The organism is Mesorhizobium sp. P3_A10 (assembly GCF_056403175.1).
Genome location: NZ_JBFUFZ010000009.1, coordinates 68,333 through 94,785, shown reverse-complemented (window position 1 = coordinate 94,785; position 26,453 = coordinate 68,333). Strand labels below are relative to the sequence as shown.

The window sequence follows — 26,453 nt, the reverse complement described above, 5'->3', positions numbered from 1 at the left end:
GAAGATCTACGAGAAGCCAAGGCTGGACAAGCGCGGCAAGCTCTCTGCCGTGGTGGCGTCGTTGGTGTCCAAGACCTGATACCAGGTTCCACCGCCTCTCACTTTTGCCCTTTCACGAGGGCCTCGCCGGCTCCCGCTCGCGCAGGGTTTTCATTTGTGCCCGCACATCTGCGACCGACCACTCCATCCCGTGTTTTAACGCTGCGGGCTCCGTATAGTTAATGCGGCCTTAACCTTCCCGCCGATAGTCTGACATCCGAATCTGCCGGAGTGCGTCTTGCGCCCGGCCAGGCAAAAACAGACGGGGAAGAGCATGCGTTCAGGGGCTTCAGCACCGCTCGCGCTGACCGATACGGGGCACGGCATCCAGGCATTCGCACGGCGCCAGGTCGGTCGGCTGGTCGGCGCTTGCCTGTTCGCGACGGTCGCCTTCGGTGTCGCCAGCCTCGCCACCTGGAATGTCGCCGATCCGAGTTTCTCGCACGCCACCGACAACATCGTCACCAACGCCATGGGCTATACCGGCGCTGTCTTCTCCGATCTCGCCATGCAGTTCTTCGGCCTTGCCGCCGTTGCAGCGCTGGTGCCGGCGGTGATCTGGGGCTTTCTTCTGTTCACCGCGCGCGGTGTCGACAGGCTGCCCAAGCGCGGCCTTGCCTGGTTCGGTTTTGCGCTCATGGCCGCGGCGATCGCCGGCTGCGTGGTGCCGCCCAAGACCTGGCCGCTGCCGACCGGCCTCGGCGGCGTGTTCGGCGACATGGTGCTCAAGATCCCCGGTCTGGTCATTGGCGGCTATCCGACCGGCATCATCGCCAGCGTGCTTGCCGTGCTGCTCATCGCACCGACGCTGTGGCTGTTTGCCTATGGTTCGGCGCTGCTCGCACGCAAGAACGGTTTTGCTGTCCAGGAGGAACCTGCCGCTGCCGATCCGCGCGAGGACGACCTGCTCTTCGACAATGACGACGACGAGGGCGACGAGGGCATATTGGCGCTTGGCGCCATCACCCATTGGTGGCTGTCGCTGCGCGCTTATCTGCGCCGCCGCGCGGCGCGCCGGCGGGAGGAACGCGACGGGTACGAACCCGAGGTGGAGCCACGCGCCGGTGGCTGGCGGCGCGCCGCCGAACGGGTCGAATCGGCCGAGTTCGCCGAAGCACGGATGAGCGCCGACGGCCGCGCCCGCGTCGAGCCGGAATTCTTCGCCGCCATGGTCAACGATCGCAGCGTTTCGGTCGACCCCGACGATGACGACGTCTTCGACAACGATGACGAAGACATCGACCTCGACGACGACGAGCCTGTCGTCCAGCGCCGCGCGCAGGTGCAGAATTTCCGCTCCGATGCTGCCACTCGTGTTGCCGCACCGGCGCCCCGCCCGGCGCCCGGCGCCCGCGTCCAGCGCGAAGCGCAGACTTCGCTGATCGGCTCCGAAAAATTCGAAATGCCGTCGCTGCATTTCCTGTCCGAGCCGAAGAATGTGGTGCGCGATGCCAGCCTGTCGAAGGATGCGCTGGAGCAGAATGCGCGCCTGCTCGAAGGCGTGCTGGAGGACTTTGGCGTCAAGGGCGAGATCATCGCGGTCCGTCCGGGTCCGGTGGTGACACTGTACGAGCTCGAGCCGGCGCCCGGCATCAAATCGTCCAGGGTCATCGGCCTGTCCGACGACATCGCCCGCTCGATGAGCGCGATCGCTTGCCGCGTCGCCGTGGTGCCTGGCCGCAACGCTATCGGCATCGAACTGCCGAACGCCAAGCGCGAGACCGTCTATCTCCGGGAAATCCTGGCCAGCCGCGATTTCGAAACCACCAAGGCCAAGCTGGCGCTGGCACTCGGCAAGACCATCAATGGCGAGGCCGTCATCGTCGACATCGCCAAGATGCCGCACGTGCTGGTCGCCGGCACCACCGGCTCCGGCAAGTCGGTCGCCATCAACACCATGATCCTGTCGCTGCTCTACCGGCTGACGCCGCAGGACTGCCGCCTGATCATGATCGATCCGAAAATGCTGGAACTCTCCGTCTATGACGGCATCCCGCATCTGCTCACGCCCGTGGTCACCGATCCGAAGAAAGCGGTGGTGGCGCTGAAATGGACCGTGCGCGAGATGGAGGACCGCTATCGCAAGATGTCGAAGGTCGGCGTGCGCAACATCGACGGTTTCAACGCGCGGGTCCAATTGGCCGAGAAGAAGGGCGAAAAGATCTCGCGCACCGTGCAGACCGGCTTCGACCGCCAGACCGGCGAGGCGATCTACGAGACGGAGAATCTCGACCTCGAGCCGATGCCCTACATAGTCGTCATCATCGACGAGATGGCCGACCTGATGATGGTCGCCGGTAAGGACATCGAAGGTGCGGTGCAGCGGCTGGCGCAGATGGCACGCGCCGCCGGCATCCATGTCATCATGGCGACGCAGCGCCCTTCGGTCGACGTTATCACCGGCACGATCAAGGCCAACTTCCCGACCCGCATCTCCTTCCAGGTGACGTCGAAGATCGACAGCCGCACCATCCTGGGCGAGCAAGGCGCCGAGCAGCTGCTCGGCATGGGCGACATGCTCTACATGGCCGGCGGCGGCCGCATCCAGCGCGTGCACGGCCCGTTCGTCGCCGATGAGGAGGTCGAGAAGATCGTCGCGCATCTGAAGCTGCAGGGCGTGCCGGAATATCTCGACGCCATCACCGAGGATGACGGCGAGGACGAGGACGAGCCGTCGGGCAAGGGTGGCTCCGGTGGTGGCGGGAACAGCAATTTCGAGGATTCCGACGATCCCTACGACCAGGCGGTCTCGGTGGTGCTGCGCGACGGCAAGGCCTCGACCAGCTACATCCAGCGCCGGCTCGGCATCGGCTACAACCGCGCCGCCTCGATCATCGAGAAGATGGAGAAGGAAGGCATTGTCGGCCCGGCCAACCATGCCGGCAAACGCGAGATCCTGGTGCCGACGGAGGACGACAAGTTCTGATTGGACCCGACGGGGCGGCAACTTTGAACCTTTTGACGCGTTCAGGTGACTGAGCGCTGTCCGGCCGCCAAACTTAAGCCCAACTGGGGGGCCAAGGACTGCGACACAACCGAACCAGACGAGAGTGACCGGCATGACAAACGCTTCATTCAATCCAACCCGCCGCCAGGTGCTCGGCCTCGGCCTGGTCCTTGCCGGCGCTGCAGCCGTCAACGTCGTTCCCGGGTTCCAGCTGCTGGCGTCGGCGCAAGCGGCGGTGCCGCCAGCGGCGCAGAAGATCGCCGACCATTTTTCCTCGGTCAAATCGATGTCCGGCGAGTTCGTGCAGTTCGGACCCAAGGGCGAGCAGACCGGCGGCAAGTTCTTTCTGGAACGGCCGGGCAAGATCCGCTTCAACTATGACGGGTCGTCGAATTTCCGGGTGATTTCCGACGGCAAGTCGGTGGTCATCCTCAACAAGAAGCTGAACACGTCCGACCTCTATCCGCTGTCGAAGACGCCGCTGAAGCTGTTGCTCGACACCAAGATCGACCTCTCCGGCAATCGCGTCAAAAGCGTCAAGGAAGAGAGCGACCTGACCACCATCCAGCTTGCCGACAAATCGGTGTTCGGCAATTCGAAGATCACCATGATGTTCGATCCGAAATCCTATGAGCTGCGCCAGTGGACCATCACCGACGCGCAAGGCAAGGACACGACGGTGATGATCTTCAACGTCAAGGAGGGCGTGAGCTTCGCCCCCGACACCTTTGCCATCGACTATACGGCCAATCGCGAGCTCAATACGAAGACGCGCTAAGGGTTCGTCTCCTCCGCCGTCACGCTTCTTGCAGGACGTCCGGCTCCATCATGAGTTTCAAGTCGGACTCCGAGGCGTTTCCGATGACCCACGGGCAGGCATAATAGTCTTCGATGCGGTCGATGACGCGGCCGGTGACATGGACGCGAATCGGCCACGCGACCTGCCACTGGTCGTCTCGCTGGAAGAGCACGAGCAGGACAGGCTCTGCGTCGATCGCCCCGAACGCCATGGTCCACCTCTCCGGATTTCGCTCGTACTCGGCGAAATAGGGAGAGCTTTTGAGCAGGCCGTCGAAGCAGTCGGCGACCCGCAACCGGGCATCGGCGCTGGTGAGGCCGCGCACGCCCTCCCAGTCGTGGCGGTTGAAGAGGTCGACATAGCGCTGCAAGAGCTGCGCGGTGTCGGGATCAAGCTGGTGGCTCGGTTTGCCGGCAGGGTCAGCGGGCAGGTCAGCGAGCTTCGTCCGGCCACGGGAGAGTGCGGATTTGACGCCGCCAACCGTCGAGTCCACGAGTTCGGCGGTCTCTTCCAGGGAGTAGTCGAACACATCCTTCAGCAGCAGGCAGGCGCGCTCCTTGGGCGGCAGGTGACCAACCAGCCGTTCGATGGCGCGACGGGCATCGGCCGTCGGCGGCTCCGCAGCGACGACGCCGATGTCGTCCGAATAGGCGCTCTCCGCGTGCACGCGCGCATCGCGCCGCCGCAGAAAGTCAATGCAGCGGTTGTGGGCGATGCGAAACAGCCAGGGCTTCAGCCTGCCGGCATCATCGAGGGTCTCGATCTTGGTGTAGGCCTCAAACAGCGTCTCCTGCATGAGGTCCTCCCCGTCGAGCCGTGAGCCGGTCATGCGGGCGCAGTAGCGATGCAGTTGGGCGCGGCTGTCCGACACCGTCTCGAGGAAGGCTCGATACTGCGCGTCGAACAGGCCGGTCGGTCGCTCGGGCATGTCCTTCACCTTCCACATCTTGGCGCCATTGGCGAACACAGGTGAGGACCACGGCGCCATTCTTGAAACGATGCGTATCGACAAGCCTTCAGGCGGACGAGCTCATTGTCAACGTCTTCAAATGCGCGCTTGCCCCTTTTGGCAGTCATGCGACCTCCTGCCTTTCACCGCGTGTCGGCGCGGTCAGGCCGAGCCTGGGGCGAACCCATTGTGCAAACCGCTCGATGGCGTCGTCGGCTTCGGGAGCGCGGCCGGCCATCATCTGGAAACTGTGCAGCATGCCGGGAAATACTTCCAAGTGCACCTCGACGCCGGCGGCCTTCGCACGGTCGGCGAGCACGAGGCTGTCGTCGAGCAGGGTTTCATCTCCGCCCACTTGCAGATTGATCGGCGGCAGGCCTTTGAGATCGGCAAAGATCGGGCTGGCGAATGGATTTCTGGCGTCGGCCCCACCGAGCCATTGCGATGCCAGCATATCCACCGCCGCCTTCTGGAAGAAGGCGTCCTTCTCGCGGTTGGCTTCGTAAGAGCGGCCGCTCGCCGACGCATCATGCCAGCCAGAGATGCTGAGGAGCGCGGCTGGCAGCGGACGTCGCGCATCACGCAGTTTCATCGCAGCAGCAACGATCAGGCCGGCGCCAGCGGAATCGCCCGCGCCAATGGTGTGCCGCGGCTCGATACCTTGCGCAGCCAGCCACTCGAACGCGGCCACGATCTGCTCGATCTGGCGCGGGAACTTGCTTTGAAACGAGTAGTCGTATGTGGCGATCAAAGCGTAACAGCCAACCGCCTTGGCGATGTGTCCAACCATCTTGCGATGGGTCCAGATCGATCCGCCAAGATAGCCACCGCCGTGCACGTAGAGCATGACGCGATCTTTGGCCGCCCGTTTTGGCTGCACCCACAGCGCGGTCTTGTCGCCGAGACCCGTCTCGATGTAATCGACGCCGCCCGGCTCCTCCGTCAAAGTGGACCACTCCGAGACTTCCGGCGGCAATTCCCGGCCGCTGCGCCAGGCCTCCGCCAGCGTTTCGTAGTGTATCTTGTTGGCCAAGCTCTTGTTGCTGTTCATGTCACGCTCCGATTTGTTTGCGGGCGATGTCGACAATGACTGCCCATCAACAACCAAGACGGACGAAAGCAGGGAAAGGATACGTCGCCGGGCAGAGACAATGACTTAGCGGTGGCAGTGACGGGGGACACGGCCAGACCCGGCAAAGCCTGACTGCTTCACCTCCACTGTGGGATAGTGCCATGGCTGTGCCTCAACAGGCGCGGCCCGGCTTGTTTTCCAGACGCGTGGCTGGCAGGGTCCGGACAGACTCTTTCAAAGCTGTCCTGACCGCGCAAAAGCCCCAGGCTTTGACGGGCCTGGCATTATCCCGGATTCCGCATGCCCTTTTCCATCGCCACCTGGAACATCAACTCCGTTCGCTTGCGCATGCCGATCGTCGAGCGGCTGCTGGTCGAGCAGGCGCCGGACGTGCTCTGCCTGCAGGAAACCAAGGTTCCCGACGAGCTGTTTCCGGAGAAGGCTTTTCGCAAGCTCGGCTACGAGCACATCGCCTTCCATGGTCAGAAGGGCTACCACGGCGTGGCGACGGTGGCGCGACGGCCGATCGAAGTGGTCGAAAAGCGGCGCTTCTGCGAAATCGAGGACAGCCGGCATCTGTCGGTCACCGTCCAGGCCGGCGGCAAGACGATCCTCGTTCACAATTTCTATGTTCCGGCTGGTGGCGACGAGCCCGATCCCGTCATCAATCGCAAATTCAAGCACAAGCTGGATTTCGTCGCCGAGATGAACGCCATCCGCGCCGAGCATAGCGAGGTATCCGGCTCGATCCTGGTCGGCGACCTCAACATCGCGCCGCTCGAGCACGATGTCTGGTCGCACAAGCAGCTGCTCAACGTCGTCAGCCATACGCCGATCGAGACCGAGAATTTCGAAGCCATGCGGCTCGCCGGCGACTGGGTCGACCTGATGCGGCTCAACGTGCCGCACGATCAGAAACTCTACACCTGGTGGAGTTATCGCGCGCAGGATTGGGAAGCGTCGAACCGTGGCCGCCGGCTCGACCACGTCTGGCCATCGCCAAACCTGGTGCCGCGGTTTGCCGGCTACGACATCCTGCGGCTGGCACGCGGCTGGGACCGGCCGTCGGACCATGTGCCGGTGATCGCAAGGTTCGACCTCGATTAATTGGTAGCTCCGCGCCCGTCATCGACTCCGGCTCGGCCTGACCTGAATCTCAACACACCTTAAAGTGCGTCGCGACCGGACGGGTTCACACGATGCGTTTCACGTCTTTGGCTTTGCGCGTGTCGTTGTCCAAAAACGGCTGCGCGGACAGCGATCCTGTCTTGTCCGTGTGACCCAGTTGATAGGGATGGTCGCGGCGGCGCGCCGCCAGCATGCGCTGCGCCGCCTCGATGATCTTCGGCGCCGGGACATTGGCGACCAGGCCGGTCGGACTTGCGTGGCGTGCCTCTACCACATCCACGCTGTTCGAAAGCGGCCGCCAACGGCTCATATTGGCGCCGCCACTGACGATGACCATCGGGGTCATCACAGTAGCCATGAGATGTGCCGTGCCCCCTTCGGCGCCAATGTAAAGATCGGCAAACTCTCCGAGCGCCAGCAGAATGTCGCTGACAGCGACATTCTCCACCGTGCCAGAATCGATAAGCTGCAATTTCGGCACGCGTTGAGCCAGCTCAGCCATGTCAGGGCCATCGCCCGGCGTTCTCACAAAAACAAGGTTCGCACCATTGGCGATCATGCCGTCGGATATTGCGACAAGCTGATCCGCCGCCATTCGTTTGCCGCCATTGCCATGTGCCGCGATCACGATCAGTGGGCCATGCTTGCCGTCGGTCAGGTGGCTGGCTGCCGCCCGCGCGGCCGGCGTGGGCTCCAGGCGATGATCGAAAGGCAATTGTCTCCGCGCAAGACGCTCGATCAGGCGGTGGAAGCGCCATGCATTGTGCTCGGGGCGTGGTTCGGGTTTTCGGCCGGGAGGCAATGATAGAGCGAACGCCGGAAAATTCGCCTCATAGGCAATTCCGCGCCCGAGCAGCGAGGCCCAGGTCTGAATCAACCAAGGAGCCACGATACGGAAATCGACAATGGCCATACGCTCGTTGGCCTTGCGGTGGCTGGCTACCAGACGCGCCAGCGGCGTCCGCACTTTGATCGCGTCGACCAAGTGGTCGACATGACGATTGAGGACATGTTCAAGAGTCGAAGGCTCGGTGGTTCCATACACGATAAAACTGTCAGGGAATGCCGTTCTCGCGGCCCGCAAAGCCGGGACTCGGATCAGTCCGTCGCCGAACGCGTCATGTCGGGAATACAGGACAATCGTGTCGTATCGGGCTGGCAGCATGCCGCGCTCCCCCCAACGAGCTTGGTGGTGGCGGTGCCCGCTACGCCGCCCGCCTGGAGGCTCTGTAGGATTTCACCCCTTGCCTGTCAACGAAGCTCGCCCCTCGGGTCCGGGCGGCGGGATGGCCAACCCGCCGCTATCGTTCAGCTGGAAAAGCGCGGCGCCAGTTTTTCGATGCGGGCGATCATGGCCTGGAAATCCTCCAGGATGCGCTGGTGCAGTTTTACCGCCACTTCGGGATATTCCTCAAGGATACGGCGGAACATCTTGCGGCTGAGCCGGATCACTTCCGAATCGATTTCGGCTGACGCGCTGGTCAGCCGGTTGGTGTCGGCGATCAATGCCAGCTCGCTCAGGATCGTACCAGGGCCGGCCTTGCCGATCGGGATGCGTTCGCCATTCTGCTCGCGATAGAGCACGATGCGCCCATTGACCACGATGTAGGCCGAATCGGCCTCGTCGTCCTCGCGGTAAAGCTTATGGTCTGCCTGGAGCAGGGTGGATTCGGCGCCGAAGGCGAGCAGACGCAGCTGTTCCTGCGTGAAACCCTCGAAGAGCTTCACGGCGGACAGGATGCGGATGTCGTCATCCAACGCCATCTCTAGCTGTGTCCCCGAACGGTCAGTCCAATCCCTCCTCTGCGGGTCGATCCAGAAAACCTCCAACTGGATCGTCCCCGAAAACGGCCCCGCCCCGGCCGCATATCGGATCATGAAATGTTTAAGGAACCAGCTTGTAGCCGCCGCTTTCTGTCACAAGAATTTCGGCATTGGAAGGATCGCGCTCGATCTTCTGGCGCAGCCTGTAGACATGGGTTTCCAGCGTGTGCGTGGTGACACCGGAATTGTAACCCCACACTTCCTCCAAAAGCACGTCGCGCGTCACCACCTTCTGGTCGGCGCGGTAGAGATATTTGATGATCGAGGCCTCTTTCTCGGTCAGCCGCACTTTGGCGCCGCGCTGGTCGATGAGCAGCTTCTGGCTGGGCTTGAACGTGTAGGGACCGACCGAGAAGGTGGCGTCTTCGCTCTGCTCGTGCTGGCGCAACTGCGCACGGATGCGGGCCAGCAGCACGGCGAAGCGGAACGGCTTGGTCACGTAGTCATTGGCGCCGGCTTCGAGGCCGAGAATCGTGTCGGAATCGGTATCGTGGCCGGTCAGCATGATGATCGGCGCCTTGTAGCCGCCCTTGCGCAGGATCTTCACCGCCTCGCGGCCGTCCATGTCGGGCAATCCAACATCCATGATGAGCAGGTCGATCAGGCCGCCACGCGCCGAAGCGACACCCTTGGCGGCGGTGGATTCCTGCAGAACGTCGAATTCCTCATAGAGGGCCAGTTGTTCGACGAGGGTGCCGCGGAGGTCGTCATCGTCGTCGACGATCAGAATTGTGCGTGATGTCATGGATCAATCCGTTGTTTTGAAAAGAATATTCAGTTGACCGCCCCCCGTTTATGCTGAAGCTGACCGGCACAACAGCCGATCACAGTGATTTGTTCCGTGACACGATCATACAAGAAAAAACGGCCGCGCAATGCAGCCGGCGCATTTTTGCCGAAAGGGCTGCGGGTGCTGGTGGTGCGGGCACGGCCTGGCAAGCCCAGCCAAGGTATCTTGCAGGCCGGCAGCAAGGTGTTTGCCTGCGCGCTGGGGCGCGGCGGCATCTCGGCCAGCAAACGCGAAGGCGATGGCGCGACGCCGCTTGCCGAGATGCGGATTCTATCGGGGTATTTTCGCGGGGATCATTTCTCGGCCGGCCGTAAAACCCGGCTGGCGATGGCGCCGATCGGTCCCGATCTCGGCTGGTGCGAGGTGCCCGACGACCGCAACTACAACCGGCCGGTCAAAATCCCCTATGGCGCCAGCCATGAGCGGATGCGGCGCGACGACCGTCTCTATGACGCCTGCCTGGTGCTCGACTGGAACATGGCGCCGCGCCGCCGCGGGCGCGGCAGCGCGATTTTCTTTCATCTGGCGCGCCCCGGCTTCACGCCGACGCAAGGCTGCGTCGCGGTGACTGCACGCACCATGGCGCGGCTCTTGCCGCTGATTTCGGATCGGACGGTGGTGAGGGTGGTGAGGTAGGTGAGGTAGGGCAGTAGGGCAGTAGGACAGTAGGGCAGTAGGGCAGTAGGGCAGTAGGGCAGTAGGGCAGTAGGGTTACCGGTCAGCGCTGCCTTGATTTCCACCTACTGCCTTACTGCCGTACTGCCCTATTCCCTTAGCGACGCGGCTGCTGCCAACCGATGTCCAGCAGGCCCAACCGGCCGAGTTCCCGGTCCACCGCGCGCGTGACGTCCTTGCGCCTGGCGCCGATATCGGACAATTGGCGGTCCGAAAGATCCTCGACATCTTGGCGTGGCAGGTTGATCGCGACCCTCGCCTGGCGAAACCAGTCGATTACGGCGATTAACGAAGCCGGACGGGCGGCTGGCGAATTCAAAGTGATGATGGACATGATGTGCTCCGCTTCCGCCGGATATCAAATCCGGCTTGATGATGTTTCGATGGATGCATCATGCCGGATTGAAATGCCTGAGAGAAACGAGTAGTTCTTTCCTTATCATCAAGTTTTATTTGAGGATGGCATGGCCCGCCAGTTGCCCGGAACGCGTGCTCTGAGGACGCTGGAAGCCGCGGCACGGCACCTCAATTTCACCCGCGCCGCCGACGAGCTTGGGCTGACGCCAGCCGCGGTCAGCCATCAGATCAAGGAAATCGAGGATCAGCTCGGCATCGTGCTGTTCACGCGCACCAGCCGCACCATCCGGCTGACCGAGGCAGGCACGGTGCTGTTCGAGGCGGCGATCGATGCGCTCGACCTTTTGGGCCGGGCCGTCTCGCGGGCGCAAAAGATGACACGCGGCACGGCGCTGCTGAAAATAACTCTCGATGCCCAGTTCGCGACAAAATGGCTGATGCGGCGGGTCGACGAGTTTCGTCGGCATCAGCCGGGCATCGAGCTCCGGTTCGACATCACTTATGAAGTGCGCGATTTCGATCGCGACGACGTCGATATCGGCATCCGCTTCGGCACCGGAAAATATCCGGGACTTTGCTCGGACCGGCTGTTCGACAATGTCATCATCCCTGTCTGCAGTCCGGCTCTGCTGCGCGCCGGGCCGCCGCTGAAGGAGCCGCGCGACCTGTTCCACCACACGCTCGCCCATATCCAGTGGTCGCGCCAGGGGGTGACATGGCCGAACTGGCGCATGTGGATGGCGGCCGCCGGCGTCGACGATTTCGACGACAGCCGCACCCTCGTCTTCGGGTCCTCAACCGATGCGACGCAGGCAGCACTCGACGGCAATGCGGTGGCGCTTGCCGATTTCGCCATGGTCGCCAACGACCTCTCGGAGGGCAGGCTGGTGCAGCCGTTCGAACTGGGCATCAAGGTTGCGCCCGACTTCGCCTATCATCTGGTCTATCCCCAGGGATCGGCGAACGACGCCAGGATCGTCGCGTTCAAGGACTGGATGCTGAACGAAGTCCACAACCCGCAGCCGGACCCGACGCGTCGAAGCTGGGACGAGCTTTAGCCCGCGACCACAGGCGCTCCGAACCAGCCGATTACCGCGCCGATGAGCAGCAGCACGCCAAGCCAGTGGCCACCGTCGATCAGTGTCAGGTCCCAGCCGAAATTCTCATAGCGATGGTTGGCCGTCAGCGTCGTGGCGACGAAGCCCAGCCAGAGAACGAAGCCGAAGACAAATCCGGCGGTAAGGCTCGGCTCGCCGCCGGTCATCGCACCGACGACCAGGGCCACGATCAGCGCCATGATCAGTTCGGCGATGAAGGAGATGATGAAGGGCAATATTGATTTCTTCGTCGTTGACGGATCGATCCTGGCCGCCCTCATCCAAGGCTTGCTGAGTACCGTGTACCAGAGCGCGCCGAACAGCCACGCCACCGCGGCCGCAACCACCACCGCCAGCCAGTTCACTGCGGAAAAATCCATAAAGTCCTCCCCCCGGAGCATGTCGCCCAAAGCCTCAGCGCTTTTGGGACAACGACATGCATATTCTCCAAATAATGCGCGATGGAACGCCTGTTCGGCGACGGCGTCAAGCGAGGCGCCAGACCGTGGTGCGCTTGACCAGGGCATCCTCCAGCGCTCGCGTCACCGCCACTTCGTAGACGGCGAGCGGCTGCAGTCCTGTCTTCGGCAAATAGGAGCGGCCGGGATCGCCAACGAGGATGTCGGCGCTGCGCGCCTTCAGCGTTGCAAACCATGGCATCAGAGCGTCGGCAAAGGATTTGTCGTAGAAGACGTCGCCGGCCAGAATCACATCCCAGCCCGCATCGGTGCCGATGCAGTCCGTGCCGAGGAAGTCGATGCTGACTTCATTGGCTTCGGCGTTGAGGCGGATCGCCGTCTCGCAGAACGGGTCGATGTCGGCGGCGATCACCTCCGCGGCACCGGCCTTGGCGGCGGCAATGGCGACGATGCCGGAGCCGGAGGCGAAGTCGAGCACGCGCTTTCCGCGCACCGTATCGGGATTGTCCAGGACATAGCGGGCAAGGCCCTGGCCGCCCGCCCAGGCGAAGGCCCAGAAGGGCGGCGGCAGGCCGATCTCGATCAGCTCGTCCTCCGTCCGCTGCCACAGATCATGCGCCTCGTCGGCCAGCCGCAGAAAAATCTCCGGCACATGCGGCGGCGCCATCAGCGCCGTGTTGTCGAGGATGAATTTCTTCGCGCTGTTGGGGGTGAGCGCCGTCACGGTGCGGGTGTCAGGCCACCCATGCGGCAGACCTCTTTCCATTCGGCCGGCGTCACCGGCTGCACGGAAAGCCGGCCGAGGCGCACCAGTGCCATCTCGGCCAGCTTGGGATTGGCCTTGACCTGCTCCAGCGTCGGCGGGTTCGGCACGTCCTTGAAGGCGCGGATGTCGACGCATTCCCAGCGCGGGTCGTCGGTGCTGGTATCGGGATGGGCAAGCGCGCAGACCTCGGCGATGCCGACGACATTGAGCCCCTCGTTGGAATGGTAGAAGAAGCCGAGATCGCCGACCTGCATCGCCTTCATGTTGTTGCGCGCCGCATAGTTGCGCACGCCGTCCCATTGCGTGCCGGCCTTGCCCTTCGCCTTCAGCGCCTCGAAGGAGAACACCGAGGGTTCGGATTTGAACAGCCAGTAGTTCATGTCTTTGCTCCTCCGTGCGGCTTGCCCGCCAGCGATTAACTAGCCGCCGGCTTGTTGAAGGTCCAGTTCCACTGGCGGATTTCGACGCTTTGGAACAGGCCTGCCTTGGCATAGGGGTCGGCGGCCGACAGGGCCTGCGCGGCGGCCATATCAGCCGCCTCGACGACGACGAGGCTGCCGTCCGGCTTCCCCTCCGCGTTGAGGAACGGACCGGCAAAGGCGAGCTTGCCCTCTGCGTTCAGCCCTTCGAGGAAAGCGACATGGGGCGGCCGCGTGTCGATGCGCAGTTGCAGGCTGTCGGGCTTGTCCTTGCAAACAAAGGCAAAAAGCATGTCTTGAAACTCCGCTGGTTCAGATGTCGGTTTCGGTTTTGAGGGGCCTTGTCATCAGGGCGGTCACGGCTTGGCCAATGGTTATCTTGCCATCGAGGATCGCGGCAACGGCGGCGATGATCGGCGCGTCGATCTGGCGTTCGGTGGCGATGCGGGCGGCAATTGCCGCCGTCGGCACACCTTCGGCTAGCGGCAGGCCGGCAAGCGCCTTGCCTTGCCCGAGCGCCAGCCCATAGGCGAAATTGCGCGACTGCGCGGATGAGCAGGTGAGCAAAAGATCGCCGAGCCCGGAAAGCCCCATCAGCGTCTCCGGCCTGGCGCCGAAGGCGGCGCCGATGCGGCGCAATTCGACGAAGCCGCGCGTCACCATGGCGGCCTGGGCGCTGGCGCCAAGCCCGGCACCGGTGACGGCGCCGGCGGCGATGGCAAAGACATTTTTCAGCGCGCCGCCGATCTCGACGCCGATCAGGTCGTCGCTGGAATAGCAGCGCAGATTTTCAGCCGAAAAGCGGGCGGCAAGCTCCGCTGCCAGGTCGTCGCCGCGGGCGGCGACCACCACCGCCGTTGGCAGGCCGCGGGCGACGTCGGTGGCAAAGCTCGGGCCGGACAGAGCGGCGACTGGATTGCTGGGCAGGATCTCTTCGACAATTGCCGACAGCAGCGCGCCGGTGTCGCGCTCGATGCCCTTGGCGCAGAGCACCAGCGGAATGGCGTTCGGCATGTGGGTCTTCGCCGCCGACAGCATCGCCCGCAGAGCCTGCGCCGGCGCCACCGCCAGCACGCAATCGGCATCAGCCAGCGCCGCCCCGATGTCGCTCGTCGCCTCGATGCCGGGCTCGATGGCGATGCCGGGGAGATAGCGCGGGTTCTCGCCGCCACGAATAGCGGCGACAGTTTCTGCGTCGCGCGCGTAGAGCCGGACATCGTGGCCGGCGCGCAGCATGGCCAGCGCCAGCGCCGTGCCCCAGGCGCCGCCGCCGAGCACGGCGACACGCCAGCCGGACTTGCCCCGGCCCGTCATGCTTTGGCTCCGCGCCGGCCGGAGCCAACCATCGGCGCCGAGATGCTGTCCAGCGGCCAGCGCGAGCGTGGCACGAAATCGAAGCCGTTCTCCTCCGCCAGGCCCGCCCGTAGCCGCTCGATGCCGGCCCAGGCGATCATCGCCGCATTGTCGGTGCAGAGCTTTAGCGGCGGTGCGATGAAAGCGAAGCTGGCCTGATCGCACAGCGTTTCCAGGGTCGCCTTGATCGTCCGATTAGCGGCGACGCCGCCGGCAACGACAAGCGCCGGGTCCGCCTTGCCGGGAAATTCCTGACGGAACCGGTTCAACGCCCGCGACACACGGTCGCCAAGCGCATCTGCCACCGCCGCCTGGAACGAGGCGCAGATGTCGGCGACATCCTGGTCGCTCAGAGGCTGGATGGCGGTCGCCGCCTGGCGCACGGCGGTCTTGAGGCCGGAGAAGGAGAAATCGGGCTGCGCCGAGCCCTTCATCGGGCGTGGAAAGGCGAAGCGCATTGGATCGCCTGCCGCCGCAGCCTTTTCGACATTCGGGCCACCGGGATAGGGCAGGCCGAGCATCTTGGCCGTCTTGTCGAAGGCTTCGCCCAGTGCATCGTCGATGGTCGTCGCCCAGCGCTGGTAGTCACCGACGCCACGCACCGCGACGATCTGGGTATGGCCGCCGGACACCAGCAGCAGCAGGTAGGGAAAATCGAGGCCATCGGTCAGCCTTGCGGTCAGTGCATGGCCCTCGAGGTGGTTGATGGCGATCAGCGGCTTGTTGGCGGCGGCGGCGATGGCCTTGGCCGTCATCAAGCCGACGATCAGCCCGCCGACCAGGCCGGGACCGGCGGTGGCGGCAATCGCATCGATGTCTGCGAGATCGATGCCCGAATCGGCAAGGGCCGCCTCGACGATGCCGTCCAGCGCTTCGACATGGGCGCGCGCGGCGATCTCCGGCACGACGCCGCCAAACGCGGCATGTTCCTCGATCTGGCTGAGCACGACATTGGACAGAATTTTGGGCGCGGCATCGCCATCCAGCGTCACCACGCTGGCGGCGGTCTCGTCGCAACTCGTCTCAATGCCCAGAACGCGGATCAATTGGTCGCTGCCTTCGAAGATTGTATCACCGGCCATTCCCAATTAGGAAAAGGCCCGGCAGAGCTCAAGCTGCCCGGGGGTTATCACGGACTGCGCGCCATGCAAACTTTGAAAATCGGAACACGCGGCAGCCCGCTGGCCGTAGCGCAGGCGCGTGAAACGCAGGCGCGGCTGATGGTGGCGCATGGCATGCCGGAACAGGCGTTCGAGGTGGTCGTCATCTCGACCAGCGGCGACCGCATCCAGGACCGGCCGCTGTCGGAAGCCGGCGGCAAGGGCCTGTTCACCAAGGAAATCGAAGAGGCGCTGCTCGCCGGCAGGATCGACATCGCCGTGCATTCGTCGAAGGACATGCCGACGAAACTGCCCGACGGGCTGGAACTCAGCGCCTTCCTGCCGCGCGAGGATGCACGCGATGCCTTTATCGGCAAGGCGGCGAAAACAATCGCCGACCTGCCGCACGGCGCCAAAATCGGCTCGTCGTCGCTCCGGCGCCAGGCGCTGATCCGGCGCATGCGGCCGGATCTCGATGTGGTGATGTTTCGTGGCAATGTGCAGACGCGGCTGCGCAAGCTCGACGAGGGCGTCGCCGAAGGCACCATCCTCGCCTATGCCGGGCTGAAGCGGCTCGGGCTCGAACACGTCGTCACCGATCTGATGCCGCTCGACAGCTTTCCGCCGGCACCCGGGCAAGGCGCGATCTGCATCGAAAGCCGCATTGGCGATCGTGACGTGGAAAAGATGCTTGTGGCCATCCATGATGTGGCGACGGGCCAGGCGCTGGCCTGCGAACGCGCTTTCCTGGCGGCGCTCGACGGCTCCTGCCGCACGCCGATCGCCGGCCATGCGACGATATCTGGCGGCACGATCGTCTTTGCCGGGCTGATTATCTCGCCGGACGGCGCAGTCTCCCATGAAGTCGAGGCGCAAGGCCCGGCACACGAGGCCGCCCGCATCGGCGAGGACGCCGCCCGGACAATACGCGCCAAGGCCGGCGAAACATTTTTTGACGGCTGGGCGTGACATGGTCCGCGTCCTGGTGACCAGGCCGGAACCGGGGGCGTCACGCACGGCGCAGCGGCTACAGGATATGGGTTTCCAGCCGATTCTGTTGCCATTGACTGAAACTGCGGCTTTGCCGCTCGGCCCAGTCGTCAGGGACGCCGCCGCCGTTGCGGTCACCAGCGCCAATGCGGTGCGCCATGCGCCGAAAGAAATCATCGCGGCGCTCGCCGGTTTGCCTTGCCATGCCGTTGGCAAAAGGACTGCGGAAGCCGCGCGTGCGGCGGGATTCTTGGCCGTCAGCGAAGGCCCGGGCGACGCTTTGGCGCTTGCCGATGCGCTTGCCGGCCTTTCGGGCAAGACGATCGCCTATCTGTGCGGGCGGGTGCGGTTTCCGGCCTTCGAGGCGCGGCTGCAGGCAGTGGGAGTGCAGGTCCGCGCCGTCGAGACCTACGACACCGTGACGCTGGACTATTCCGGCGATGCAATTGTCGAACGCCTGTCCGGCCAGCCGGTCGAGGCTGCGCTGCTCTATTCGGCCAAGGCGGCGACGGCACTGCAAACCCTGATCAGGCGGCCGGCGCTTCGCGATCTCTTTGAAAATACACTTGTTTTCGCCCTGTCGGCGCGTATTGCCGCTGCCCTGGACGACGTTGCTGGTGAAAAAATCCGGATTGCTAGGGAACCTCACGAAGAGGCGTTGCTTGAGCTTTTACTGATATGGCGCTGACCCCGTGTCATCACGCCGCCCCTTTTCACCGCTTGGTGATGTGCTAGACCCATTTGAACCATCCCGAAGCGAATTTTGCGGAGCCCAAGCATGGTCAAGACGCCGAAGATGCGACATTCGAAAAGCCGGCGCGAGCCGGTGACCATCGAGCTCGAACCCGGCGCCGTGTCGCGCATCGTCGACGAGGATGCCGTCAAGGCGCCGGCCGAAGACGTGACGGCAGAGGAAGCGGTCACTGTTTCGCAACCGGAGGTGCCTGAAGAGCCGGTGCATGCCGACCAGGTCGATCTCGAGCCTTGGGAGCATACCGACGCGGTAGCGGCCTCGCAGCAGGCTGAAACGGAAGCGCCGGCCGAGGCCAAAGGCGCTACGGAATCGGACTCCTCCTATCCCTCGGACGCACCACCGAGCCGCGCCAAAACCTCCGACTACAGTTTCGAGGACGCATCGCCCAAAGCGGGCGGCACCAAAGACGCACCAAGAAAAGCCGAAACAAGGGACCAACCGATGGCAATCCAGCCGAAGCGCAGCGGCATCAACGGCATCGCCGCCGGCATCATCGGCGGCGTCATCGCGTTGGTCGGCGCCGGCGGGCTGCAATTTGCCGGCCTGCTCGGCGGGCCGGGCTCCGGTGCGGGCAATGTGTCGCTCGACGGCGTCAATGGCGAAATCGCTTCGCTGAAGACCGAGATCGCTGGCTTGAAAGAAGCAGGCGGCAACGCCGATGCATCGGCTAAGGTCGATGGGCTGTCGGCGGCACTGGATCAGGTCAAGACCGATGTCGCGGCGCTGAAATCGGCGGTCGAGCAAGGCGGCGCCGGCGACAATGCCGGTCTTGCCGCATTGGGCGACAAGGTCAAGCAGATCGAGACGGCGGTGGCCGCGCTCGGCCAGGCCGGCAATACGGCGCCGGTCGATCTCGGCCCGCTCAACGAAAAGCTGGCCGGGCTCGACGCGCTGATGAAATCCGCCGGCGAGGCGGCGACGGCGCAGGAAGGAAGATTGACCGCGCTGGAACAGTCAGTGTCCCAACTGTCCGGCAAGGTTGACGCCCAGGCGTCGCAGCCGAAGATTGCGCTCGCCATTGCCGCTTCGGCGCTGAAGGCGGCGCTCGACCGGGGCGCGCCGTTCGCGGCCGAACTCGAAACCTTTGCCGCGATTTCGCCGGATGCGCCGCAAATCGCAACGCTGCGGCCCTACGCCGAAAAGGGCGTTCCGACCCGCACCGACATCGCGGCGGAAGCCGACGCCGCGGCCAATGCCATGGTCGCTGCCGCCGCACCTGTCGACGAGAATGCCGGCTTCCTGCAGAGCCTGTTGTCGAGCGCCGAATCGCTGGTCAAGGTCAGGCCGATCGGCGCCGTCGAAGGCGCCGGTGCGCCGGAAACCGTCGCCCGCATGGAAGTGGCGGTCAACCAGGGCGACTATGCCAAAGCGCTCAGCGAATACGCGACGCTGCCCGAAGCGGTGAAGACCGCCGGCGCCGATTTTGCCGGCAAACTGAAGGCGCGCATCGAGGTCGAGACCCAGGTTGACGCGCTGATATCAGGCGCGATGAAGGCGTGAGGGAGTTAAGATGATCCGAATTCTGATCTTCCTCGCCGTCGTTTTCGCCCTCGGTCTCGGCTTCGCCTGGCTGGCCGACCGTCCCGGCGAGATGCTCGTCACCTTCAACGGCTATCAATATCAGGTCAGCCTGATGGTGGCAGCGGTGGCGATCGTCACCATTGTCGCCGCGGTGATGATCGTCTGGTGGCTGATCAAGTCGCTGTGGAACAGCCCCTACACCATCTCGCGCTATTTCCGCGTGCGCCGCCGCGACCGCGGTTACCAGGCGCTGTCGACCGGCATGATCGCCGCCGGCGCCGGCGATGGCGCGCTGGCGCGCAAGAAGACCAAGGAAGCGGCAAAGCTGATCCGCTCCGATCAGGAGCCGCTGATCCATCTGCTCGAGGCGCAGGCCTCGTTGCTGGAAGGCGACCATGAGGGCGCCCGCGAAAAGTTCGAGACCATGCTCGACGATCCCGAAATGCGGCTGCTCGGCCTGCGTGGGCTCTATCTCGAGGCCGAACGGCTGGGTGACCGCAACGCCGCGCGGCACTATGCCGGCCGTGCCGCGGTGATGGCGCCGCAACTGGCCTGGGCCGCCGAATCGACGCTGGAAGACCTGACCGGACGCGGCGACTGGGACGGCGCGCTGAAACTGGTCGACGCGCAAAAGTCGACGCGGCAGATCGAGCGCGACGCCGCCAACCGGCGCCGCGCCGTGCTGCTCACCGCCAAGGCGCAGGCGCTGCTCGACAGCGATCCCAATGCCGCCAGAACCGCCGCCATAGAGGCCAACCGGTTGCGACCGGATTTCGCCCCGGCCGCGGTCGCAGCGGCAACGGCGCTGTTTCGGCAGAACGATGTGCGCAAGGGCTCAAAGATCCTCGAGGCGGCGTGGAAGGCCGAGCCGCATCCGGAGATCGCCGAACTCTACACCCACGCAAGGCCGGGCGACGCCGTGCTCGATCGCCTGAACCGGGCGAAGAAGCTGCAGGAGATGAAGAAGAACCACGCGGAGTCGTCGATGACCGTCGCCCGCGCAGCGCTCGACGCGCAGGATTTCGCCACCGCGCGGCGCGAGGCGGAAGCCGCGATCCGCATGGACCGGCGCGAAGGCGCCTATCTGCTTTTGGCCGACATCGAAGAGGCCGAAAGCGGCGACCAGGGCAAGGTGCGGCAGCTGCTGTCGAAGGCGGTGCGGGCGCCGCGCGATCCCGCGTGGGTTGCCGATGGCGTCATCTCCGAGCGCTGGGCGCCGGTATCGCCGGTCACCGGCAAGCTCGACGCGTTCGAATGGCGCGCGCCGATGGAGCGGCTCGGCCAGCTCATCGACAGCCATGAGGAGACGCCGGAGGCCGAAGTGCCGGCAATTGCGGCGCCAGTCGTATCGGTCAAGGAAAAGCCTGCCGACGTGATCTTTCACCCGGCTGTTTCGGCTGGCAGGACGACAGTAGCGACCGGAGCCGTAGCGGAAAGCGGCGAGGACCTGGTTACGCCAGTCACCGCCGCCGCCTTTGCCGCGGTGCCGGCCGATGCCGAAGCCGTCGAGCCGGCGGAGGAACTTGCCCGACTGCCCGACGACCCCGGCGTCGATCCCGATGAGGAAGCGGAGAAGTCACCGCGCCGGTTTCGACTGTTTTGATGTGAATGGGCCCGTTGGCCGATTGGGAATAGTTTGATGTTCGAACGCGTTCTCTCGTTTCTGAAGGACCTGCCGAGCGGTGCCGGCGCCCGCCCAAACGCGGACGATCCGCGCGTTGCGGCATCTGCCCTTCTCTATCATGTGATGAACGCCGACGGCGTGCGTCAGGACGTCGAATGGGAGCGGTTCAAGGAAGTGCTGGCGGAAAGCTACTCGATCAGCGGTGACGAACTCGATGCGCTGGCCGCCGCCGGCGAGCGCGCCGACAATGAGGCGATCGACCTCTATGCCTTCACCAGCGTTCTGAAGCGCCACCTCGATGCCGAGGCGCGCAAGGCCTTCATCGGCCTGATGTGGGAGATCGTCTACGCCGACGGCGAATTGCACGAGCTCGAGGACAACACCGTCTGGCGCGTCGCCGAGCTGATCGGCGTCGAACGCCGCGACCGTGTCGAAGCACGCCGCAAGGCGGCCGCCGCCGCACCGGGTGCCACCGGAACGTCGAGCGACGAATAGGATCCCGCCTTCCCATGCCGCCAAGACCGAGCTCGAAGCCAAAGATCCTGATCGTCCTGCATCAGGAAAATTCGAGCCCCGGTCGCGTCGGCCACATGCTGCTCGAAGAAGGGTTTGATCTCGACATCCGCCGCCCGCCGCTGGGCGACGCCTTGCCGGAAACGCTGGACGGCCATGCCGGCACGGTGGTGTTCGGTGGACCGATGAGCGCCAATGACGAGGACGAGTTCGTCCGCCGCGAGACCAACTGGCTGGAAATCCCGCTGAGGGAGAACCGGCCGTTTCTGGGTATCTGCCTCGGTGCGCAGATGCTGGCCAACCACCTCGGCGGCAAGGTCGAGGGTCATGGCGAAGGGCTGGTCGAAATCGGCTGGTATCCGCTGAAAGCGACTGAAGCCGGCAAAAGGCTGCTGCACTGGCCCGAGATGGTCTACCAGTTCCACCGCGAAGGCTTTTCGCTGCCCAGGGACGCGACGCTGCTGGCGACAGCCGAGACCTATCCCAACCAGGCGTTCCGCTATGGTGACAATGCCTGGGGCATCCAGTTCCATGGCGAATTGACCCGGATGATGATGCAGCGCTGGGTGGTGCGCGGCGCCCACCGTTTCGAACTGCCCGGCGCCCAGCCCGGCCGCGACCATCTCGGCGGCCGGCTGATCTGGGACATGCATCTCAAGCGCTGGCTGGGTGAGTTTTTGGGGCTGATTTTTGGCAAGCCGGCTGCCGATAGAATACGAGCCAATGGTTCATAGTGGCCGAGCTTGATCGAAAGACGACCTGCGTCTGCCTGGGCGTGGACGGCCGCTTTGCGCCGACGCCGATGTCGCGCAGGTCGCGGCCGTTGCGGCGCCGATTTTCTGGCGCGACACGCCGCGCCCGACGCAGCGAATTCGCAACCCTACTCGGCGGCCGTCTCCGATGGCGCCTCTGCCGGCGCCGAAGGCTCGGCCTCGGCACGGCGCCGTGAAAACAGCGACCTGAGCGTGACGTAGAACACCGGCGTCAGGAACAGGCCGACGAAGGTGACTCCGAGCATGCCGGAGAACACCGCGGTGCCGAGCGACTGGCGCATTTCCGCGCCCGGGCCTGTTGCGATCATGAGCGGCACGACGCCGAGGATGAACGCGAAGGCGGTCATCAGGATCGGCCGCAGCCTAAGCCGACAGGCTTCGACGGCAGCCTCGGCGACCGACAGGCCGCGTTCCTGCGCCTGCCGCGCGAATTCGACGATCAGGATCGCGTTCTTGGCGGCAAGCCCGATCAGCACGATGAGACCGATCTGCACGAGGATGTTGTTGTCCAGCCCTCGCAAAGACACGCCGACCAAAGCCGCGAGCACGCCGAGCGGCACCACCAGCACAATGGCGAACGGCAGCACCCAGCTTTCATATTGCGCCGCCAGCGCCAGGAACACGAACAGCACCGACAGTCCGAAGATATAGACGGCGGCATTGCCGGTGTTGCGCTCCTGATAGGCGAGCTCGGTCCATTCATAGGAGGTACCGGCCGGCAGCGTCTGTGCCGTGATCCCTTCCATCAAAGCCAGCGCGTCGCCCGTGGAAACGCCGGGCGCGGCGTTGCCCTGCAGCGGCACCGAGACGTACATGTTGTAGCGCTGGACCAGCGCCGGGCCGGTGACGTCGCGGATCTCGATCAACGTGCCGAGCGGAACCAGCGCGCCGGTCGCCGAGCGCACCTTCAGCTTTAGGATGTCGGCGCGATCGAGGCGGAACGCCTGGTCGGCCTGCGCCCGCACCTGGTAGACGCGCCCGAACGCGTTGAAGTCGTTGACGTAGGCGGTGCCCAGATTGATCGACAGCGTCTCGAAGATGTTGGGGATCGGTACGTTCAGGATGCGCGCCTTGTCGCGATCGATCGCCAGGAAGAATTGCGGGCTCGACGCGGAGAAGGTGGTGAACACGCCCGTCAGCCCCGGCGTCTTGTTGGCCTTGCCGGCGATTTCGTAGGCAAGCGCCAGGATCTGCCGCATGTCGGCGCTGTTGCGCTCCTGGATCTGCAGCTTGAAGCCGCCGGCATTGCCGACGCCGCGGATCGGCGGCGGCGGCAGCGCGATAATGAAGGCTTCCTTGATGCTTTGCAGGCTGCCGAACAGATTGCCGATGACCTTGGTCGCCGACTGGCCTTCTTTCAGTCGCTCGTCAAACGGCTTGAACCTGGCGAAGATCACGCCCGCGTTGCTGGCGTTGGTGAAGGTCGCGCCGGAAAAGCCGGCGAAGGCGACTGCGTAGTCGACGCCTGGGGTTTTCTGGATAATCTGCGACGCCTGCTGGATGACCGCATCGGTCCTCGACAGCGAAGCGCCGTCCGGCAGCTGGACGACAACGATCGCATAGCCCTGGTCAAGCGACGGAATGAAACCGCGCGGCACCGTCTGCACCATGTAGACCGTGGCGTAGATGAGGGCCGCGAAAACGGCCAGCATGGCGCCGATCGCTATCCGCGAACCGACCAGCACGCGTATGATGCTCGAATACCAATGGGCGAGCCTGTCGAAGCCCCTGTTAAAGCCGTCGGCGAGCGCCTGTCCGAACCGCACCAGGAAAAAGCGCGGCGGCGCCGCAGCAATGTGGTGCGGCTTGAACAGTAGTGCGGCCAGCGCCGGCGAAAGCGTCAGCGAATTGAATGCCGAAATCGCCGTCGACACCGCGATGGTGATCGCAAACTGCAGGTAGAACTGCCCGGAAATGCCGGGGATGAAGGCCGTCGGTACGAACACGGCGATCAGCACCAGCGAGATCGCGATGATGGCCGTTCCGACTTCGTCCATGGTCAGGTGCGACGCCGGATTGGGCGCCAGCCCGCTGGCGATATTGCGCTCGACGTTTTCGACCACGACGATGGCATCGTCGACGACGATGCCGATCGCCAGAACGAGGCCGAACAGTGTCAGCATGTTGAGCGAGAAGCCGGCGGCGTAAAGCACCGCCAGCGTGCCGATCAGAGACACGGGGATCGCCACGATCGGCACGATCGCCATGCGCCACGATTGCAGGAAGACGATGATGACGATGATGACGAGCACCATCGCCTCGAGGATCGTCTTGTAGACCTCCTGGATCGACTCGGCGACGAACTCGGTCGGATTGTAGACGATGTCGTAGCTCAACCCCTTCGGGAAGTCGCGGGAAAGCTCCTTCATCTTGTCCTGGATCTCGGCGGCTGCGGCGAGCGCATTGGTGCCCGGCCGCTGGAAGATGGCGAGCGCCACCGCCGGCTTGCCGTTGAGATAGGAGTTGGTGACGTAATCCTTGGCGCCGAGCTCGATGCGCGCCACGTCCTGCAGCTGGATAAGGCGGCCGTCCTCGGTCGATTTGACGATCACGTATCGGAAGTCGCGTGCGTCGTTGAAACGGCCTTGCGTGGTGACCGTATACTGGAACGCGGTGCCCATGTTGGTCGGCGGCGCGCCGATCGAGCCGCCCGACACCTGGACGTTCTGGTCGCGCAGCGCCTGCACCACATCGCCCGAGGTCATCCCCAGGGCGGACAGTTTTTCCGGATCGAGCCAGATGCGCAGCGAATATTCGCGTTCGCCGAAGATGATGAGGTCGCCGACGCCGTCCAACCTGAGCAGTATGTCGCGCACCCGCGAGCGGGCGTAGTTCGAGACGTAGAGCTGGTCGTAGGTATTGTCGGGCGACAGCATGTGCACGACCATCATCAGGTCGGGCGAGCTCTTGGTGGTGGTGATGCCGAGGCGGCGGACTTCTTCGGGCAGGCGCGGCTCGGCGACCGACACGCGGTTCTGCACCAGCACCTGCGCCTGGTCGAGATCGGTGCCCAGCTTGAAGGTGATGGTCAGCGCCATCGCCCCGTCGCCCGACGAGTAGGACGACATGTAGAGCATGCCCTCAACGCCGTTGATCTCCTGCTCGATCGGCGTTGCCACCGTCGCTGCGACCGTCTCGGCGTCGGCGCCCGGATATTGCGCGCGAACGACGATGGTCGGCGGCGCGATCTCGGGATATTGCGCGACCGGCAGCTGGGTATAGGCAATCCCGCCAAGGATCAGCAGGACGATCGAAACGACCGATGCGAAGATCGGACGGTCGACGAAGAAATGGGCGAACCTCATTGCGGCAACCCGGCGGTTTCGACCTTGGGCGGCAACGTCACCATCTCGACCTTCACCTTGGTGCCGGGCCTGGCATGCATCAGCCCGTTGACGATGATCGTCTCGTTGCCGGTCAGGCCCGAGCGGATCACCCGGTAGCCATCGAGAAGCGGGCCGGTGCGCACGGGCTTCGCCGACACCGTCCCGGCCTCATCCACCAAGAACACGATGCGGCGATCCTGATCGGCGCCGATCGCCTCGTCGGGCACAAGCACGCCGCTATGCGGCAGCGACCCCGGCACGTTGATGCGCCCGAACATACCTGGCTGGAGAACGCCGTCGGCGTTGGGAAACGTTGCACGCACCCGCATGGTGCCGGTCGCGTTGTCGATCCGGTTCTCTGCAAAATCGAGCTTGCCTTTGAAGACCGCCTCCGCGCGGTCGGCGACGCGAACCACCACCTCGAGCCCGCCGGCGCCTTCCTGCATCGAGCCGCCGCGCTCCTTCGCGTCGCGGGCGTAGCTGAAATACAGGCGCTCATCGACGTCGAAATAGAAGTCGATCGGATCGCGCGTAACGATGGTCGTCAGCAAGGTGGAATCCGGCTGCACGAGGTTGCCGACCGACACCAGCCGGCGGTCGATGCGGCCGGACAAGGGCGCCTTGATCTCGGTGAATTCCAGATTCAGGCTGGCCGACGTCAGCGCAGCCGTTGCGCCCTGCATCTGCGCCTGTGCCGAAAGGTATTCCCGCCGGCGGTCGTCGACCGTCGCGGCCGAGATATTGCCGGTCTTGGCGAGTTCGTCGGCGCGATCCAGCTGCATCTTGGAGAATTCGAGCAGACTCTTGGCGACATCCACTTGCGATTTGGCGGCATCATAAGCCGCCTGGTATGGACGCTGGTCGATGGTGAAGAGCAGGTCGCCCTTGTTGACCAGTGCGCCGTCCTGGAAGCTGACCTTGTCCAGATAGCCACTGACGCGCGAACGGATGGCGACCTGGTCGACGGCTTCGAAGCGCCCTACGAACTCGTCGTCTTCGACGATTTCACGGACCACCGGCTTGGCCGCCGTCACCACGGGCAGCTGCTGGTCCTGCGCGAACGCAGTGTTGCTGAAAGCCATGCCGAGCAGGAAAGCCGCCGGCACGGCGGCGCGGGCAAGCCAGCCGGCCGATCGACGGGGTCGCCCGCCCGCGTCGCGGTGCAATTGCCCATTGTCCATTTGCATCCCCCACGCTGGACCCGGAGGTCGGTTGATC

At 64.3% G+C, this 26,453-nt stretch carries 25 protein-coding genes; 11 read left to right on the top strand and 14 right to left on the bottom strand.

The annotated features are described in order from the left end of the window. The first annotated feature begins 313 nt into the window (after positions 1 to 313). Together AC1DXU_RS27365 and AC1DXU_RS27360 are read left to right on the top strand one after the other, a co-directional pair. On the top strand, positions 314 to 2,965 hold the full coding sequence (locus AC1DXU_RS27365) for an FtsK/SpoIIIE family DNA translocase (protein ID WP_477374017.1): 2,652 nt from the start codon (positions 314 to 316) through the stop codon (positions 2,963 to 2,965). 133 nt (positions 2,966 to 3,098) lie between these two features. Next, the gene (locus tag AC1DXU_RS27360) at positions 3,099 to 3,764 is read left to right on the top strand and encodes an outer membrane lipoprotein carrier protein LolA (RefSeq protein WP_477374015.1); all 666 of its coding nucleotides are present in this window, start codon (positions 3,099 to 3,101) and stop codon (positions 3,762 to 3,764) included. Between the two features lie 19 nt (positions 3,765 to 3,783). Here the strand turns inward: AC1DXU_RS27360 and AC1DXU_RS27355 are convergent, their stop codons facing one another. Further along, a complete protein-coding gene (locus AC1DXU_RS27355; RefSeq protein ID WP_477374013.1) occupies positions 3,784 to 4,731 on the bottom strand; it encodes a sigma-70 family RNA polymerase sigma factor in 948 nt (315 codons plus the stop codon). Between the two features lie 127 nt (positions 4,732 to 4,858). Beyond that, positions 4,859 to 5,710 carry an alpha/beta hydrolase gene (locus tag AC1DXU_RS27350; RefSeq protein WP_477374011.1) on the bottom strand — a complete coding sequence of 284 codons (852 nt, stop codon included), beginning with the start codon at positions 5,708 to 5,710 and terminating at the stop codon, positions 4,859 to 4,861. Between the two features lie 396 nt (positions 5,711 to 6,106). Between AC1DXU_RS27350 and AC1DXU_RS27345 the strand changes: the two genes are divergently transcribed. Beyond that, positions 6,107 to 6,913 (top strand): exodeoxyribonuclease III, encoded by an 807-nt coding sequence (locus AC1DXU_RS27345; RefSeq protein WP_477374009.1) that lies wholly within the window; start codon positions 6,107 to 6,109, stop codon positions 6,911 to 6,913. 85 nt (positions 6,914 to 6,998) lie between these two features. Here the strand turns inward: AC1DXU_RS27345 and AC1DXU_RS27340 are convergent, their stop codons facing one another. The 3 genes from AC1DXU_RS27340 to AC1DXU_RS27330 form a co-directional block, all read right to left on the bottom strand. After that, entirely contained in the window at positions 6,999 to 8,099 is a 1,101-nt protein-coding gene (locus tag AC1DXU_RS27340) for a glycosyltransferase family 9 protein (protein ID WP_477374007.1), read from the bottom strand. A gap of 143 nt (positions 8,100 to 8,242) precedes the next feature. Then, entirely contained in the window at positions 8,243 to 8,698 is a 456-nt protein-coding gene (locus AC1DXU_RS27335; RefSeq protein ID WP_477374005.1) for a cyclic nucleotide-binding domain-containing protein, read from the bottom strand. A gap of 121 nt (positions 8,699 to 8,819) precedes the next feature. Then, positions 8,820 to 9,503, bottom strand: coding sequence for a response regulator transcription factor (locus AC1DXU_RS27330; RefSeq protein WP_477248755.1), 684 nt, complete (start codon positions 9,501 to 9,503; stop codon positions 8,820 to 8,822). A gap of 84 nt (positions 9,504 to 9,587) precedes the next feature. On the opposite strand from AC1DXU_RS27330, the gene AC1DXU_RS27325 reads away from it, so the two are divergent. After that, positions 9,588 to 10,184, top strand: coding sequence for a L,D-transpeptidase family protein (locus AC1DXU_RS27325; RefSeq protein WP_477374004.1), 597 nt, complete (start codon positions 9,588 to 9,590; stop codon positions 10,182 to 10,184). Positions 10,185 to 10,320: 136 nt separating this feature from the next. Here the strand turns inward: AC1DXU_RS27325 and AC1DXU_RS27320 are convergent, their stop codons facing one another. After that, positions 10,321 to 10,557, bottom strand: coding sequence for a hypothetical protein (locus AC1DXU_RS27320; protein ID WP_477374002.1), 237 nt, complete (start codon positions 10,555 to 10,557; stop codon positions 10,321 to 10,323). 130 nt (positions 10,558 to 10,687) lie between these two features. Here AC1DXU_RS27320 and gcvA point away from each other — a divergent pair, with 130 nt between their 5' ends. Next, positions 10,688 to 11,638 carry a transcriptional regulator GcvA gene (gene gcvA, locus AC1DXU_RS27315; protein WP_477374000.1) on the top strand — a complete coding sequence of 317 codons (951 nt, stop codon included), beginning with the start codon at positions 10,688 to 10,690 and terminating at the stop codon, positions 11,636 to 11,638. Here gcvA and AC1DXU_RS27310 read toward each other — a convergent pair. The 6 genes from AC1DXU_RS27310 to tsaD all read right to left on the bottom strand — a co-directional run bounded on the left by AC1DXU_RS27310 (position 11,635) and on the right by tsaD (position 15,677). Then, positions 11,635 to 12,057, bottom strand: a complete 423-nt coding sequence (locus AC1DXU_RS27310) for a DUF1761 domain-containing protein (RefSeq protein ID WP_477319770.1) — start codon at positions 12,055 to 12,057, stop codon at positions 11,635 to 11,637. The genes gcvA and AC1DXU_RS27310 overlap by 4 nt on opposite strands. 106 nt (positions 12,058 to 12,163) lie before the next feature. Continuing rightward, the gene (locus AC1DXU_RS27305; RefSeq protein WP_477373998.1) at positions 12,164 to 12,862 is read right to left on the bottom strand and encodes a class I SAM-dependent methyltransferase; all 699 of its coding nucleotides are present in this window, start codon (positions 12,860 to 12,862) and stop codon (positions 12,164 to 12,166) included. Continuing rightward, the gene (locus AC1DXU_RS27300; RefSeq protein WP_113191894.1) at positions 12,817 to 13,242 is read right to left on the bottom strand and encodes an EVE domain-containing protein; all 426 of its coding nucleotides are present in this window, start codon (positions 13,240 to 13,242) and stop codon (positions 12,817 to 12,819) included. Before AC1DXU_RS27300 ends, AC1DXU_RS27305 begins: the two co-directional genes overlap by 46 nt. Before the next feature lie 35 nt (positions 13,243 to 13,277). Next, positions 13,278 to 13,574 carry a YciI-like protein gene (locus tag AC1DXU_RS27295; protein ID WP_477373996.1) on the bottom strand — a complete coding sequence of 99 codons (297 nt, stop codon included), beginning with the start codon at positions 13,572 to 13,574 and terminating at the stop codon, positions 13,278 to 13,280. 19 nt (positions 13,575 to 13,593) lie between these two features. After that, positions 13,594 to 14,595, bottom strand: coding sequence for an NAD(P)H-dependent glycerol-3-phosphate dehydrogenase (locus AC1DXU_RS27290; RefSeq protein ID WP_477373995.1), 1,002 nt, complete (start codon positions 14,593 to 14,595; stop codon positions 13,594 to 13,596). Next, entirely contained in the window at positions 14,592 to 15,677 is a 1,086-nt protein-coding gene (tsaD, locus tag AC1DXU_RS27285; protein ID WP_477374143.1) for a tRNA (adenosine(37)-N6)-threonylcarbamoyltransferase complex transferase subunit TsaD, read from the bottom strand. Before tsaD ends, AC1DXU_RS27290 begins: the two co-directional genes overlap by 4 nt. Before the next feature lie 102 nt (positions 15,678 to 15,779). Here tsaD and hemC point away from each other — a divergent pair, with 102 nt between their 5' ends. From hemC to AC1DXU_RS27255, 6 genes are all read left to right on the top strand, one after another. Then, positions 15,780 to 16,703, top strand: coding sequence for a hydroxymethylbilane synthase (gene hemC / locus AC1DXU_RS27280; protein WP_477373993.1), 924 nt, complete (start codon positions 15,780 to 15,782; stop codon positions 16,701 to 16,703). A gap of 1 nt (position 16,704) precedes the next feature. Beyond that, a complete protein-coding gene (locus AC1DXU_RS27275) occupies positions 16,705 to 17,412 on the top strand; it encodes a uroporphyrinogen-III synthase (RefSeq protein WP_477373991.1) in 708 nt (235 codons plus the stop codon). A gap of 90 nt (positions 17,413 to 17,502) precedes the next feature. Continuing rightward, a complete protein-coding gene (locus AC1DXU_RS27270; protein WP_477373989.1) occupies positions 17,503 to 18,978 on the top strand; it encodes a COG4223 family protein in 1,476 nt (491 codons plus the stop codon). A 10-nt stretch (positions 18,979 to 18,988) separates the two neighbouring features. Then, positions 18,989 to 20,602, top strand: a complete 1,614-nt coding sequence (locus AC1DXU_RS27265) for a heme biosynthesis HemY N-terminal domain-containing protein (RefSeq protein ID WP_477373987.1) — start codon at positions 18,989 to 18,991, stop codon at positions 20,600 to 20,602. A 36-nt stretch (positions 20,603 to 20,638) separates the two neighbouring features. Further along, a complete protein-coding gene (locus AC1DXU_RS27260) occupies positions 20,639 to 21,118 on the top strand; it encodes a tellurite resistance TerB family protein (RefSeq protein ID WP_477373986.1) in 480 nt (159 codons plus the stop codon). Positions 21,119 to 21,132: 14 nt separating this feature from the next. Continuing rightward, complete coding sequence (locus AC1DXU_RS27255) at positions 21,133 to 21,870, top strand: glutamine amidotransferase (RefSeq protein ID WP_477373984.1); 738 nt, start codon at positions 21,133 to 21,135, stop codon at positions 21,868 to 21,870. 146 nt (positions 21,871 to 22,016) lie between these two features. Here AC1DXU_RS27255 and AC1DXU_RS27250 read toward each other — a convergent pair whose 3' ends face one another. Beyond that, positions 22,017 to 25,214: an efflux RND transporter permease subunit gene (locus AC1DXU_RS27250; protein ID WP_477373982.1), complete on the bottom strand. Its 3,198-nt coding sequence runs from the start codon at positions 25,212 to 25,214 to the stop codon at positions 22,017 to 22,019. Beyond that, a complete protein-coding gene (locus tag AC1DXU_RS27245) occupies positions 25,211 to 26,317 on the bottom strand; it encodes an efflux RND transporter periplasmic adaptor subunit (protein ID WP_477374142.1) in 1,107 nt (368 codons plus the stop codon). The genes AC1DXU_RS27250 and AC1DXU_RS27245 overlap by 4 nt, the downstream gene beginning before the upstream one ends. Positions 26,318 to 26,453 lie beyond the last annotated feature (136 nt).

Bases quoted from the DNA above. Each gene is read 5' to 3' on its own strand.
- AC1DXU_RS27255 (WP_477373984.1), top strand. From the start codon at position 21,133: ATGCCGCCAAGACCGAGCTCGAAGCCAAAGATCCTGATCGTCCTGCAT.
- AC1DXU_RS27310 (WP_477319770.1), bottom strand. From the start codon at position 12,057: ATGGATTTTTCCGCAGTGAACTGGCTGGCGGTGGTGGTTGCGGCCGCG.
- AC1DXU_RS27365 (WP_477374017.1), top strand. From the start codon at position 314: ATGCGTTCAGGGGCTTCAGCACCGCTCGCGCTGACCGATACGGGGCAC.
- AC1DXU_RS27275 (WP_477373991.1), top strand. From the start codon at position 16,705: ATGGTCCGCGTCCTGGTGACCAGGCCGGAACCGGGGGCGTCACGCACG.
- AC1DXU_RS27345 (WP_477374009.1), top strand. From the start codon at position 6,107: ATGCCCTTTTCCATCGCCACCTGGAACATCAACTCCGTTCGCTTGCGC.
- AC1DXU_RS27360 (WP_477374015.1), top strand. From the start codon at position 3,099: ATGACAAACGCTTCATTCAATCCAACCCGCCGCCAGGTGCTCGGCCTC.
- AC1DXU_RS27330 (WP_477248755.1), bottom strand. From the start codon at position 9,503: ATGACATCACGCACAATTCTGATCGTCGACGACGATGACGACCTCCGC.
- AC1DXU_RS27340 (WP_477374007.1), bottom strand. From the start codon at position 8,099: ATGCTGCCAGCCCGATACGACACGATTGTCCTGTATTCCCGACATGAC.
- gcvA (WP_477374000.1), top strand. From the start codon at position 10,688: ATGGCCCGCCAGTTGCCCGGAACGCGTGCTCTGAGGACGCTGGAAGCC.
- hemC (WP_477373993.1), top strand. From the start codon at position 15,780: ATGCAAACTTTGAAAATCGGAACACGCGGCAGCCCGCTGGCCGTAGCG.
- AC1DXU_RS27355 (WP_477374013.1), bottom strand. From the start codon at position 4,731: ATGTGGAAGGTGAAGGACATGCCCGAGCGACCGACCGGCCTGTTCGAC.
- AC1DXU_RS27335 (WP_477374005.1), bottom strand. From the start codon at position 8,698: ATGGCGTTGGATGACGACATCCGCATCCTGTCCGCCGTGAAGCTCTTC.
- AC1DXU_RS27295 (WP_477373996.1), bottom strand. From the start codon at position 13,574: ATGCTTTTTGCCTTTGTTTGCAAGGACAAGCCCGACAGCCTGCAACTG.
- AC1DXU_RS27305 (WP_477373998.1), bottom strand. From the start codon at position 12,862: ATGGAAAGAGGTCTGCCGCATGGGTGGCCTGACACCCGCACCGTGACG.
- AC1DXU_RS27300 (WP_113191894.1), bottom strand. From the start codon at position 13,242: ATGAACTACTGGCTGTTCAAATCCGAACCCTCGGTGTTCTCCTTCGAG.
- AC1DXU_RS27265 (WP_477373987.1), top strand. From the start codon at position 18,989: ATGATCCGAATTCTGATCTTCCTCGCCGTCGTTTTCGCCCTCGGTCTC.
- AC1DXU_RS27320 (WP_477374002.1), bottom strand. From the start codon at position 10,557: ATGTCCATCATCACTTTGAATTCGCCAGCCGCCCGTCCGGCTTCGTTA.
- AC1DXU_RS27250 (WP_477373982.1), bottom strand. From the start codon at position 25,214: ATGAGGTTCGCCCATTTCTTCGTCGACCGTCCGATCTTCGCATCGGTC.
- AC1DXU_RS27290 (WP_477373995.1), bottom strand. From the start codon at position 14,595: ATGACGGGCCGGGGCAAGTCCGGCTGGCGTGTCGCCGTGCTCGGCGGC.
- AC1DXU_RS27245 (WP_477374142.1), bottom strand. From the start codon at position 26,317: ATGGCTTTCAGCAACACTGCGTTCGCGCAGGACCAGCAGCTGCCCGTG.
- AC1DXU_RS27260 (WP_477373986.1), top strand. From the start codon at position 20,639: ATGTTCGAACGCGTTCTCTCGTTTCTGAAGGACCTGCCGAGCGGTGCC.
- AC1DXU_RS27270 (WP_477373989.1), top strand. From the start codon at position 17,503: ATGGTCAAGACGCCGAAGATGCGACATTCGAAAAGCCGGCGCGAGCCG.